Below are 12852 nucleotides of genomic sequence, written 5' to 3' on the forward strand. Positions count from 1 at the left end.
CAAAGCTTTCGTCAGCAGGGTCTGGCGGAACGGCGCTGCAAGGGTCATCTTGAGGGTGACAGGGCTTGGAGATGATTTCGATGCGTAAACTCGCCTTCTTTGCACCGCTGGCCGCGACCCTCGCCGTCGCCGCCATGGCTCAGGCTCAAGCGCCGACGGTGAACGTCACGGTCGGGCCGCAGCTTCAGCGCGAGGTCGAAAAGCTCGGCGACCGCGAGGTCAACGAACAGATCGCCGGCCTTCAGGCCGAGGTCGGCAAGGCCTTGGCCCAGCGTTATCCGGGCGCGACCGCCAATCTAGTCCTGGTCGACCTGAAGCCCAACCGGCCGACCTTCGAACAGGTCCGTCAGACGCCGGGCCTCGACCCGATCCGCAGCGTGTCGATCGGCGGCGCGGCCATCAAGGGTGAGATCGTGATGGCGGACGGCGTGACGCGGCCCGTGGACTATTCCTACTTCACGCCCAGCATCAACGACGTCTGGGGCTACAGCGTCTGGCGCGACGCCGACCGCGCGTTCGAGCGCTTCGGCGATCAGATCGAGCGCGGACGCTTCTAGCCCATCTCGCGGTTCCGTCTGACCGCCGCCGCGACCGTCTCGTCCAGCATCGCCGTCAGGCGGCCGTCCTTCGCCATGGCGTCAAGCCCGGCGCGGGTCGAGCCGCCCGGTGAGGCGATGCGCCCGATCAGGGTGTCCAGCGCATCGTCGCCCATGGAGTCGGCTGCGGACCTCAACGTCGCGCGCGCCAGCACGTCCGCCGTCGCCGCATCCAGACCCGCCGCCTCCCCGGCCCGCGCCAGCGCTTCGGTGAAGGCGTAGAAATAGGCTGCGCCTGACCCGGCCACCGCCGTCGCCGCATCCATCAGCGCCTCGTCAGCCAGCACGACGGTCTCGGCCATCGGCTCGAACAACGCCCGCCCGATGTCTTGGGCGCGTGGGTCCGCCGACCAGACAGAGGCCACGCCGCGCCCGCGCGACACACCGGTCGTCGGCATCACCCGTACGATGGGCCAGCCTCCCAGGCCTTCCGCCAGGGTCGGCGCCGTCACGCCCGCCATGACTGAAAGGATGACGGCCCGGTCATTCAGGAACGGCGCCAGCGGAGCCATCACTTCACGCCACATGGCCGGTTTCACCGCCAACACGATCACCGCCGCCTCGGTCAGGACCTCCAGCGGCGGATTGATCCGCGCACCCTTGGCCCGTGCCGTCTCGGCCGCCGGCTTTTCCGAGGGGGTGAGAATGATCAGGTCGGACGCCGCCACCGTCTCGGTCAGCAGCCAGCCTTCCAGAATGGCGGAGCCCAGCCGGCCGCAGCCGACTAGGACAACGGGACCCGGCACAGATGCCGCGCTTGGCATCAGGCGGTGCCGACGGTCTCGAACAGGCAGGCGTCGATCGCCTCCTGCGGCTTCTTGTTCCCACGCACCATGAAGTCGAAGGCGGGGTAGTAGCGGTCCGAAGCCTCGATGGCCGCGTCAATCATCGACGCCGCCTGGGCCAGGGTCGGACGCTCACCCATCGGCAAGGCCAGCGAATGACGGAAGACGATCTCCCCGTCTTCCGCCCAGACCTCGAAATGGCCCATCCAGGTGCGCTGGTTGATCAGACCGACCAGTTCGTAGGCCGCCGTCTTGCGGCTTTTTGCCACCTTCAGATCCAGCGCACAGCACAGCTGAAGACAGTCGCCCTCGGGACGCCAGGCGAACCACAGCTCATAGTCCTTCCAGTCGCCGGCCAGAGCAAAGGCGAGGTCGCCGTCGTCGGTGCGGTCGAACGGAAGATTCTCGGCCGTGAGCACATGCTCGACGACCTCAAGCGGGTCGAAGGGCACGTCCACTTCCTCGGGCCGGGCGATGTCCATCAAGTGTCTTTCACGCTGCGTCCGCTAGAATCGCGGGCGTTAACAGAACGGTAAGCCTGTTCGCAGATTCGGCTCAACCGGCTGCGTCCCCGGGTTGAGTTCCATCTGTGGACGTTCCCTTCGCGGGCTTTGCAGCCGGCTTTTGGGCGGCCTTCAGCTCTGCGATCTCGGCACGCAGAGCGGCGATCTCGTCCTTCAGAACATCGAACTCGTCGCGACGGACCAGGTCCATTTCGGCGGCGACCCTGTCGGCCTGGGCGCGCCAGGCGGTCTTGGCCTCTTCGCCTGCGGCCTGGGCCAGGCCCATGGCGCCGGTCGTCAGCTTGGCGAACTCGTCCAGAATGGGATTGCGGGTCTGCATGGCGGCTCCGACCTCAACGTCGTTAACGAAGGTTCACCGACTATGGTGAACGAAACCTTTCTTTCTGCTGCTTCGCGGGCGCCATCAAGGCGTCGTGATGCGTCTTCACAGGCGACGACGGCGGCGACGCTTGCTAAACCGCTGTCAAAGACAGTCCCGCACAGGAACGCCCATTGCCCTTTCCCGAATTCGATCCGGTCCTGATCCACCTCGGACCGCTTCCGATCCGCTGGTACGCGCTGGCCTATGTCGCCGGCATCGTGCTGGGCTGGTGGTACGCCGCGCGCCTGGCCAAGACCCAGCGGCTATGGGCGCCCGGCAAGCCGCCTGTCACCACGACGCAACTGGACGACCTGGTGCTGTGGATCGTGCTGGGCATCATCCTGGGCGGCCGCTTGGGCTACGCCCTCTTCTACAAGCCGGCCATGTACGGCCAGCTGTTCACCGGCCAGACGCTGGGCGAGCGGTTCGAACTGTTCCAGCTGTGGACCGGCGGCATGAGCTTCCACGGCGGCTTCCTAGGCGTCTGCCTGGCCATCGTCCTGTATGCCCGGTCGCAGAAGATCGACATGCTGCGCCTCGGCGATCTGGTCGCGCCCGTCGTGCCGATCGGCCTGATGTTCGGTCGCCTGGCCAACTTCATCAATGGCGAGCTGTGGGGCCGCGAGACGACCGTTCCTTGGGCCGTGCGTTTCTGCAACGCCCGCATCGAACAGATGTACGGCTTCTGCCCCGCGGGCGATGCGCCCCGCCACCCCAGCCAGCTCTATGAGGCGGGTCTTGAGGGGATCGTCCTCTTCTCCGTCCTTTCCTTTGCCATTTGGAAGTTCGGCCTGCTGAAGAAGCCCGGCTATATCACCGGCCTGTTCCTGGTCGGTTATGGCGTCTGCCGTGCGGCGCTGGAGAATGTGCGCGAGCCGGATATCGGCATGCCAGATTTCCCGTTCGGCCTGACCATGGGAATGATGCTGTCGATCCCGATGATCCTGGTCGGCGCCTGGCTGATCTGGCGCGCGTGGAAGCGTCCGCCGGCTGCCGCTAAGGCATGAGCGAGGCCGAAACCCTCAAGGCCCGTCTGGCGCGCGAAATCGCCCTGACCGGCCCGATGACGGTCGCCGAGTACGTGACCCGCTGCCTGCACGATCCCAAGGGCGGCTACTATGCGTCGCGTCCGGATTTGGGCGCGCGCGGCGACTTCATTACCGCCCCCCTGGTCAGCCAGATGTTCGGCGAATTGATCGGCCTGTGGGCGGTCGAAACCTGGAACCGGCTGGGCGCGCCCGAGCGGTTCCGCCTGGTCGAGGTCGGCCCCGGCGACGGCACATTGATGAGCGACGCCTTGCGCGCCGCCCGCCTGGTCCCGGGCTTTCTCGAAGCCTGCGATCTGATCCTGATCGAACCCAGCGCCCCCTTGCGCGACCTCCAGGCCAAGGCCCTGGCCGGCGCCGACCTGTCGCCGCGCTGGGTCCGCAGCCTGACGGCGATCGAGACCGACGCCCCTGTCATCCTGATTGCCAACGAAGTGTTGGACTGCATGCCCGCCCGTCAGTTCGTCCGCACCGACGGCGGCTGGGCCGAGCGCCGCATCGGCGTCACAGACGATGGCGACCTGATGTTCGGCCTGACCGCCATTTCCGGCGGTTTTCAGAAGCCGGACTTCGAGATCGCGCCAGGCGGCATTCTGGAAATTTCGGACCAGCAGGCGGTCTTCGGCCGAGACCTCGGCCTGTTGATGAAGGCCGCCTCGGGCGCAGCCCTGCTGATCGACTATGGCCGCGCCCGCCCCGAAGCCGGCGACACGCTCCAGGCCCTGCGTCGTCACCAGAAGGTCGATCCCCTCGCAACACCAGGCGAAGCCGACCTGACCCAATGGGCCGACTTCCCCGTGGTGCTGGAAGCGGCCGTTCGCACGGGCGCCGACGTCACCGGCAGCCTGCCCCAAGGCGAGTTCCTGCGCCGGCTGGGCATTGAGGCCCGCGCCGAGGCGCTGAAAGCCGGCCGTCCCGCCGCGTCCGGCGTCATTGCGCGCCAGCTGGATCGGCTGACCGGCGACGACCAGATGGGAACCCTGTTCAAGGCTGCCGCCATCTTCGCCCCCCGATCTCTGGTCGTGCCCGGTTGGGACGCCTGATATAGGTGGGGGCATGAGCGACCTGGCCCCCATCACCCACCCGCTTCTGACCGCCGCCGGCATCGCCCACGGCTTCTTCACCCGTGCGGGCGGCGTCTCGACCGGCCTCTATGAAGGGTTGAACGCTGGCGTCGGCTCCAAGGACGAACCGGCCGCCGTCGCCGAAAACCGCCGGCGCGTCGCGGCCCATTTCAATGCCGACGCCAATCATCTGAACGGCTGCTACCAGATCCATTCCGCCGTGGCGCGTGTGGCCGAAGGTCCCTGGCATGGCGACCGGCCGGAAGGCGACGCCGTCGTCTCGGCCGAGCCGGGCCTGTTGTGTTCAGTCCTGACCGCCGACTGCGCGCCGATCCTGATGGCCGATCCCGAGACCCGCATCGTCGCCGCCGTCCACGCCGGCTGGAAGGGCGCGCTGGGCGGCGTCATCCACTCCGCCGTTTCCGCCATGCAGGCCCTAGGCGCCGAGCCTCGGCGGGTGGTCGCCGTCGTCGGCCCCTGCATCGCGCCCGCCAGCTATGAGGTCGGCGTCGATTTCGAAGATCGCTTCACCCACCACGATCCTGGCAGCGACCGCTTCTTCCACCCCGGAGAGTCCGACGACAAACGCCAGTTCGACCTGCCCGGCTTTGTCCTGTGGCGGTTGCAGCAGGCGGGGGTCGGCCAGGCCGTCTGGACCGGCCACGACACCTGCGCGGACGCAGAGCGGTTCTATTCGAACCGCCGCGCCTTCCAGCACGGCGAGCCGGACTTCGGTCGATTGATTGCGGTGATCGGGGCTTAGCCCGCGCGCGCCAGCTCCGGCACGCGGGTCACTTCACGCCAGGCGTGCGGGGCGGCCAACAGGGCGCGGACCAGCTTGTTATTCAGGGCGTGACCGGCCTTGTAGCCTTCGTAGCGACCCAGCAGCTGCGCGCCCAGGACATACAGGTCGCCGATGGCGTCCAGCGCCTTGTGACGGACGAACTCGCGTTCCATGCGCAGGCCGCCGGGATTCAAAATCTCGTCGCCGTCGATGACTACGGCGTTCTCCAGCGAGCCGCCCCGCGCCAGACCCGCCTTGCGCAACGCCTCGACCTCATGGGCGAAACCGAAGGTGCGGCAGGCCATGATCTCCTTGCGGAAGGTCGGTTCGTCCACGACGAAGTCGATCACTTGATTGCCGATCACGGCCGACGGGAAGTCGATCTCGAACCGCATCTCGTAGCGGTCGCACGGCATCAGGGCCGCATGCTTGTCACCCTCGACGACATGGACCGTTTCCAGGATCTCGATATAGCGCTGCGGCGTCGGCTGCGGTCGGAAACCGGCCCGGTCCAGCAGCTTCACGAACTCCAGCGCCGAACCGTCCAGGATCGGCAGCTCCGGTCCGTCTACCTCGACCACGGCGTTCGACACGCCCAGGGCGGCGAAAGCGGCCATCAGATGCTCGATCGTCGACAAGCGAACACCCGCGCCGTTCTCGATCATGGTATTCAGGCGAGCGTCAACCACGGCCTCGCCCGACACCGGAATGCGGTTGTCGCGGTCGGTGATGTCGGTGCGCACGAAGACGATGCCCGTGCCAGATGGCGCAGGCCGAACCGCCAGCCGCACCCGGCGGCCGGTGTGCACCCCGACCCCGGCGATGATGGCCGGGGCGACGATGGTGCGTTCGTGATGGTCGCTTCTGACCGACAAACCTGAACTCGCTCTTTCCTTTGCGCGCCGCACGCCGTGCGGATTGCGCCCTGGGTTTCATCTAGCGGTCATGCCGCAAGCGCGAAATCAAAGTCCGGTTTCGGATTGTTTCGGTCTGAGACACATCCGAGAACGAGAAACGCCCCGGAGGCGGGCTCCGGGGCGTTTCATTGTCATTTGGGACGTTTAGTTGGCCAGACGGCGGAGAAAGGATGGGATTTCCAGGTCGTCATCGGCCTGTCCCGCCTCCGGTTCTGGATGTTGGACCGGTTGAGCCGAAGAGCGCGCTTGATGCGACGTTTGCGGCGCATAGGACATGTCGTGCTGAGGCTGGGTGCGCTTGCCGCGACCAAACAGGCTCCAGCCGCTGCGGCGGTGGTCACGGTCGTCGTAACCATCGTCGGCCTGAGGCTGCTGGGCCGCAGGCGCGGCGCGCTCATAGAGATCGCCTTGCGGCGCGACGCGCGGGGCTGGGGCACGGGTCTCATATTCCTCGACCCAGGGATCGACGATGGGGTCCAGAGCGCGCGGCTGCGGCTCGGCGACGCGGATCACCGGCTCGGGGCGCGGTTCCGGTTCGCGAGCGGCAGGGGCCTGAAAGGTCGGCACGACCGGCGCCGGCTCGATACGGGGCTCGGGCGCGCGCGGGGCTTCTGCACGGACCGGCTCGCGATAGGTGTCGCGGGTCGGTTCCGGGGCGCGCGAGGCTTGCGTGCCATACAGACCGCCAGCCGAGCGGCGCGCATCATGGCTGGCCAGCGGCGCGCTGGCGGCCGGCGGGGCGATGGGTTCGATGCGACGCACCTCGCCCTCGTCCATTCCGGTCGCCACGACCGAGACGCGGATCTTGCCATCCAGGGCCGGGTCGAAGGCCGCGCCGAAGATGATGTTGGCGTCGCCGTCCACTTCCGCGCTGATGGCATTGGCGGCTTCGTCGACTTCCAGCAGGGTCATGTCCAGACCGCCGGTGATGTTCACCAGCACGGCCTTGGCGCCCTTCAGGCTGGTCTCGTCCAGCAGCGGGTTGGCGATGGCGTTCTGGGCCGCCAGCAGCGCGCGATCGTCGCCCGTGGCCTCGCCCGTGCCCATCATCGCCTTGCCCATCTCGGACATGACGGCGCGCACGTCGGCGAAGTCCAGGTTGATCAGGCCGGGCAGGATCATCAGATCGGTGATCGAGCGCACGCCCGAGTGCAGGACCTGGTCGGCCATGCCGAAGGCGTCGGCGAAGGTCGTGCGCTCATTGGCGACGCGGAACAGGTTCTGGTTCGGGATGACGATCAGGGTGTCGACATAGCGTTGCAGCTCAGCGACGCCGGCGTCGGCCAGACGCATGCGGTGACGCCCTTCGAAGGTGAAGGGCTTGGTCACGACGCCGACGGTCAGGATGCCGCGGTCACGCGCGCATTTGGCGATGACCGGCGCCGCGCCAGTGCCGGTGCCGCCGCCCATGCCGCAGGTGATGAAGACCATGTGCGCACCTTCCAGGTGCTGATGGATTTCGTCAGCGGATTCCTCGGCGGCGTTCATGCCGACTTCGGGGTGGGCGCCGGCGCCCAGACCCTGGGTGATGGTCTCGCCCAGTTGGATGCGGCGATCGGTCTTGGCGAAGCTGAGGTGCTGCGCGTCGGTGTTGGCCACGACGAACTCAACCCCTTCGAGACCGGCGTCGATCATATTGTTCACGGCGTTGCCGCCAGCGCCGCCGACGCCGAACACGACGATGCGGGGCTTCAGTTCAGTGTGTTGCGGCTTGACCAATGAGAGCGACATTTTCTGTTTCCGACCTGCTGACCCGCCCCTTCAAACCAACCGACCGCCCCGCCGAATCGCTTTGGTTATGAGCGCGTTAAGGATTGCGCCCATGAAGGTTAAGAGAAGGTTACGGCGATAATGTGAGTCGGACCGAAGAACACCCCAAACCGAAAGCGTTGCTGGAGTTTTCCTGTCGACAACGAAAAAGGGCGGCTCTTTCGAGCCGCCCTTTCCGCATTCATCCCAGTCTTACCAGGGACGGTAGTTCAGGCTGATCGAGTAACGACGTCCGTAAGGATCGAAGTTGGAGTAGAGCGTAGCGCCCAGCCAACGCGCCTGTTCGGAGTCGAAGGCGTTCTGCACCGTGCCGGTGAGCGTCAGATCATCACGAACCTGATAACGGACCGAGAAATCGTTCCGCATGAAGTTCTTGGTGTCCAGATATTCGGCAGGACGCGAGTCTGCGTTCTGCACGAAATCACGACGCTGAACGATGTCCTGAGCGGTTTGCCAATCGGCGACCCAGGTCACACGCAGGGGTTCGAACGGCGTTTGCCAAGTCAGCGTCGAGGTCAGGCGGGTACGCGGATAGAACAGCGTGCTCGACAGTTCGGTGAAGTCGGCGGGGTTTTCGATGTTGTTGAAGTTCTTCTGCTCGATCAGCCAGGAGCCGTTGACCGAGTGTTGGAACACGCCCCAGTTACGGCCGAGCATGTCTTGCGTGTCGAAGCGATAGTTCGACGTGAAGTCCAGACCGCGAACGTTACGCTTGGCGTAGTTGATCGAGCTCTGCAGGAAGTCGACCAGCAGGAAGCGGTCATCGCGCGGTGTCGCCGGATCGTTGACGCCAGTACGGGTCAGCGTTTGGCAGGCGCTGGTGTTCAGCGAAGGCCCGTTGACGCAGTTTTCCGCAGCAACCTGAGCGCTCACGGCTGCGATCACCTTGTCGATGGTGATTTCGTAGTAGTCCAGCACCAGCGAGAAGTTCGGAATGAAGCGGGGCTGCAGGACCGTCGAGAAGGTGAACGATTCCGACTCTTCCGGCTGCAGGTTGGGATTGCCGCCGTTACGACCTGCGACGCTGGAGCCGTATTCCGGCCGGTAGGCATTGGCCGCCGTCGGATCCTGGAAGTTGAAGGTCAGACCCAGCTGTTGCGCCAAGGCGGCGCAGTTCACGATCCGGTTCGCCGCCTTCGTACGATCAGCAAAGTTCTGGATGTTGACCGTAGCGCACGGGTCATTGAACGCCAAGAAGGTCTGCGTCTGCGGCGAGTTGGTTTCGGACAGCGTCGGGGCGCGCACCGAGGTGTTGAACGACGTCTTAAAGGCGATATCGCGGATCGGGCGGTAAACCAGGTTCACGCCGTAAACATCGTTGCCACCGAAGGTGGAGAAGTCGCTGTAGCGATACGACCCGCTGAGTTCTGCATACTCGCCCAGGAAGCTGTCACGCATCAGGGGAATGGAGAGTTCAGCAAAGGCTTCCTTGGTCTCGTAGGAAGCCGGCAGGAAGTCGGCGCCGCTGTTGAGCTGGGCGTAGGTGGTGCCGAGCGAACGGCTGCGGCCCGTGCCTTCGGTGTATTCCTTGCGGTATTCGGCGCCCAAAGCGACCCCGATGGGGCCGGCACCCCAGAAGTCCCACAGTTGGCCAGACACGGTGCCCAGCGCGTCATGCTGTTCGTTGACTTGGTCGATCGTCAGCTGAGCGCGCACATACTGCAGAGCTTCTTCGCTCTGGTTGCCCAGACCAAAGACGTTCAGTGGCTTACAGTTCTGAACCACAGCCGATTGCGAGTTAAGCGTTCCGGGCACGTTGGGGTTACGGCTCGTGACCGTACCGCCGTTAGCGGTCAGCTGCTGTACGCGGCAGACGATGTTGCCGGACGCGTCGCGCACTGCATCCATCGCGTAGGAGAAGCGCTCGATGTCCAGGCCACGCTCGACGTTCTTGTTGTCGACACGACCGTAGGTGTAGCCCAGATCCCAGTCGATATTCTTGACAAAGCCCAGATCGCCAGCCGACCCGTTCAAGCCGACAACGTAACGTTGCAGTTGCTTGTCATTGGTCTGCGGACGGTCCAGCAGCCAAGCGCTGTAACGCGCGAACGGCGCCGCCGTCGTGCCCGTCTGGGCGCCAGGAGCCCCTGCAGTGGCCGGACCATAGACGGGCGTCGTGTTTGCGCGGATCGCAGCGGCCAGATTGGCCGGCAGGAAGGCGTTGTCCGTGCGCGTAGTATAGGCCGACGTGCTCAGGATCTGCATCGAGTTCCCGGCGTTCAGCGTGTCGGAAATGTAGATGTCGCCGAACGAGTAGCCCGTCGCCAGGTTCGTTGTTTCGTCGACGTATTTGGCCTCGGCATACAGGTTGATGTTCGGCGTGATCTTGAAGTTTCCGCCGACCTGGAAGCGGGCGTTTTCAGATTTCGGCAACGTCGAGTCGACGTTGAAGATCACATTGGGGTTTTCACCGTCACCACCGACGTTGACCCCACGGTTGGTACCCGTTTGCTGAACCCAGTTGCCGAAGTTAGCAGTACGCGCAGTCAGTCCATCAAAGACGTAGGTCTTGCCCGGAGCGACGCCGAAGCAGGACGCCGAGGTGATGGATGTCGTCGTGCACTGTCCGGTCGGAATCGTGTTCGGATTGTTGAGTGCGCTCGGCTGATAGTTGTTGGCGAGCGTAACCTGACCCCAGCGAAGCAGCTGGAGCGTGCGGCGATCCTTGTACAGAAGGTTATCTGTCACGCCGTCGTAAGGTGCGGCGGCCGTGTCAGCATCGCGACCGACCAGTCCCCACCCGCCCTGCAGCCAATCGATGTCGGCCGCCAGAACTTCATCCAGTTGCTCGTATTCACCGAAGGCGTAGACGTTCAGGCGGTCGTCAAACAGGTTCTTGCCGGCCAGCACAGAAATGCGCTTCGAATCTTGGCCGCCGTCGTTGAGCTGCGCCCAGCGGGCATCGATTTCCAGGCCCTCGAAGTCTTTGCGCAGCTTGAAGTTCAGCACACCGGAAACGGCGTCCGAACCATAGACGGACGCCGCGCCGCCCGTGACGATTTCAACGCTCTCGATCAGCAGACGCGGAATGGTGTCGACGTCGACTGCCAAGGTGCCTTGCGGGGATCCGACGTGGCGGCGGCCGTCAACCAGCGTCAGCGTACGGCCCGAGCCCAACGAGCGCAGGTTCGGCAGCGACAGGCCGCCCGCGTTCAGAACGCCTGCGGTCGTGTCCGACGGAACCTGCGAGTTCATCAGCGCAGGGATGGTCGCCAGATAGTCGATGACCGTGTTTTGACCGGTCGTCAGCAGGGTTTCGCGGCTGACCTGGATCAGGGGGGTGGGAGCCGTGACCGGATCGCGACGGATACGCGAACCAGTGACGACGATTTCGTCAACCTGAGTAGCGTCTGCGGCTTCAGCGGCGGTTTGCTGCGCCTGGGCCCAAGCGGGGGCCGACATGGCGAGAATGCCCGCCAGAACCGTCGTCCCGAACAAATAATTACGCTTCAGTTTCATAATCAGTCACCCCACTAGAATCGATTTGCGAACAGCCGAGCCGCAAAAGCCCATGGCTTCTCGTAAACCGTCTAGCGAAATATGGCTGTCAGGCAACCAATGTGACCCAAATCGGGCCAGCACGCGTCGGTGATGTTACAATCATGACACAGTTCAGCTACCGGGGATTGGTTAGTTGCTGGCGCTGTAATGACGCCTGAGTGGATGGCGCTCGGCGCCTTTGACTGCGATTAAACGATGTCAAAGATTGTCGCGGAGCCAACCCGCCACGCGTCCCACAACATTCCCACGGTGGATGCGTGGCGCATCGGCAGCTGTAATCTGCCGCGCCATGAGCTTTCTTGCAGACACCGCTTCGCGCGGGCCGTAGGCGGCGCGGAGGAGGACGCCGGCAGTGGCGCAGAAGGCGGGACCGGAGGCGGCGTCGGCCAAATGTGGCGCCCGTTGGGGTTTTCCGAGGCGGACGGGGCGGTCGAAGACACGCACCGCCAGCTCGCGCACGCCGTTCAGCTGGCTGGCCCCGCCGGTCAGGACAAGGCCCGCGCCTGGCTCCAGGCCGACGCCCGCATTTTTCAATCGATCACGGAGCAGTTCGAGGGTTTCTTCGACGCGCGGAGCGATGACCGTCTTCAGCATGGCGCGCGGCACGATGACCGGGCCGGCCGAGGCGTCCTCGCCGCGTGGCGGGGCCTCCAGCATTTCGCGGTCCTCATTGGCGCTGGCCATGGCCGAGCCGTGAAGGGTCTTGAGCCGTTCGGCGCCGGCCTTGGACGTCGACAGGCCGCGCGCGATATCGGAGGTGACGTGGTCGCCGCCGACGTTCAGGCTTTCAATATGCAGCAGGGAGCGGCCGCCCCAGACGGCGGCGCTGGTCGAGCCGCCGCCCATGTCGATGCAGACGGCGCCCAGGTCCATCTCGTCCTCTTCCAGCGCGGCCAGCGACGACACGACGGGCGCGGCGGCGACGCCTTGCAGGTCCAGGTGCGCCAGCTCCAGGCAATGGCTGAGGGTCGTAAAGACGTTCTCGGCCATCGAGACGACCAACAGATCTAGCCCCAGCGAGCCGCCCCGCATCGAACGCGGATCATGCACGCCGCGCGCGCCGTCGACCGACCAGGCGATGGGCAGGACGTGGATCGGGCGACGGTTGGGCAGGCGGATCTGGGCCAGAGCCATACCGATGGCGCGCGCCAGATCGGCGTCGCCGACCGGATTGGCGCCCAGCGAGACGCGGGCCTGCACCCGGTGGCTTGCCATCTGGCCGATAGCTGTGGTGACGACGACGCCAGAAACCGGGCTCTGGGCCGCACGCTCGGCGCGTTCGACGGCATGGCCGATGGCCTGGGCCGCCTCATCCATGTTGATGATCGCCCCGCCCCTCACGCCCTTGGACTGGACGTGGCTGGCGCCCGCGACGCGGATGGTGCGGTCTGCGTGACGCACGCCGTCCGGCCTCATGATGAAGCACGAGACCTTGGACTGGCCGATGTCCATCGCAGCGACCACGGGCGCACGACCGGCGCGAGGATCAATGCCCCGACCGTGA

Annotated in this window: 11 protein-coding genes; 4 read left to right on the forward strand and 7 right to left on the reverse strand. The window is 65.3% G+C overall.

Annotated elements, in window-relative coordinates; translation table 11 throughout:
• Positions 1–80 precede the first annotated feature (80 nt).
• Positions 81–557 (forward strand): hypothetical protein, encoded by a 477-nt coding sequence (locus tag A4249_RS09835; RefSeq protein ID WP_066555023.1) that lies wholly within the window; start codon positions 81–83, stop codon positions 555–557.
• On the opposite strand, the gene A4249_RS09840 is transcribed toward A4249_RS09835, so the two are convergent.
• From A4249_RS09840 to A4249_RS09850, 3 genes are all read right to left on the reverse strand, one after another.
• Positions 554–1342 (reverse strand): pyrroline-5-carboxylate reductase family protein, encoded by a 789-nt coding sequence (locus A4249_RS09840; RefSeq protein WP_231868688.1) that lies wholly within the window; start codon positions 1340–1342, stop codon positions 554–556. The two genes, A4249_RS09835 and A4249_RS09840, sit on opposite strands and share 4 nt — an antisense overlap.
• Positions 1343–1359: 17 nt before the next feature.
• Positions 1360–1863, reverse strand: coding sequence for a YbjN domain-containing protein (locus A4249_RS09845; RefSeq protein ID WP_017504503.1), 504 nt, complete (start codon positions 1861–1863; stop codon positions 1360–1362).
• Between the two features lie 73 nt (positions 1864–1936).
• On the reverse strand, positions 1937–2224 hold the full coding sequence (locus A4249_RS09850) for an accessory factor UbiK family protein (protein ID WP_066552308.1): 288 nt from the start codon (positions 2222–2224) through the stop codon (positions 1937–1939).
• 173 nt (positions 2225–2397) lie between these two features.
• Between A4249_RS09850 and lgt the strand changes: the two genes are divergently transcribed.
• From lgt to pgeF, 3 genes are read left to right on the forward strand one after another with little or no spacing between them, the layout of a single operon-like run.
• Complete coding sequence (lgt, locus tag A4249_RS09855) at positions 2398–3273, forward strand: prolipoprotein diacylglyceryl transferase (RefSeq protein ID WP_066552309.1); 876 nt, start codon at positions 2398–2400, stop codon at positions 3271–3273.
• Entirely contained in the window at positions 3270–4355 is a 1086-nt protein-coding gene (locus A4249_RS09860) for a class I SAM-dependent methyltransferase (protein ID WP_066552310.1), read from the forward strand. Before lgt ends, A4249_RS09860 begins: the two co-directional genes overlap by 4 nt.
• Before the next feature lie 13 nt (positions 4356–4368).
• On the forward strand, positions 4369–5139 hold the full coding sequence (gene pgeF, locus A4249_RS09865) for a peptidoglycan editing factor PgeF (protein WP_066552312.1): 771 nt from the start codon (positions 4369–4371) through the stop codon (positions 5137–5139).
• On the opposite strand, the gene lpxC is transcribed toward pgeF, so the two are convergent.
• The 4 genes from lpxC to ftsA form a co-directional block, all read right to left on the reverse strand.
• Positions 5136–6035 (reverse strand): UDP-3-O-acyl-N-acetylglucosamine deacetylase, encoded by a 900-nt coding sequence (gene lpxC, locus A4249_RS09870; protein WP_066552314.1) that lies wholly within the window; start codon positions 6033–6035, stop codon positions 5136–5138. The genes pgeF and lpxC overlap by 4 nt on opposite strands.
• A 186-nt stretch (positions 6036–6221) precedes the next feature.
• A complete protein-coding gene (gene ftsZ / locus A4249_RS09875) occupies positions 6222–7808 on the reverse strand; it encodes a cell division protein FtsZ (protein ID WP_066552315.1) in 1587 nt (528 codons plus the stop codon).
• Positions 7809–8039: 231 nt separating this feature from the next.
• Positions 8040–11306: a TonB-dependent receptor domain-containing protein gene (locus A4249_RS09880; RefSeq protein WP_066552317.1), complete on the reverse strand. Its 3267-nt coding sequence runs from the start codon at positions 11304–11306 to the stop codon at positions 8040–8042.
• Positions 11307–11546: 240 nt separating this feature from the next.
• Positions 11547–12800 carry a cell division protein FtsA gene (gene ftsA, locus A4249_RS09885; RefSeq protein WP_442854498.1) on the reverse strand — a complete coding sequence of 418 codons (1254 nt, stop codon included), beginning with the start codon at positions 12798–12800 and terminating at the stop codon, positions 11547–11549.
• Positions 12801–12852 lie beyond the last annotated feature (52 nt).

Source organism: Brevundimonas sp. GW460-12-10-14-LB2 (genome assembly GCF_001636925.1).
Lineage (GTDB): Bacteria > Pseudomonadota > Alphaproteobacteria > Caulobacterales > Caulobacteraceae > Brevundimonas > Brevundimonas vesicularis.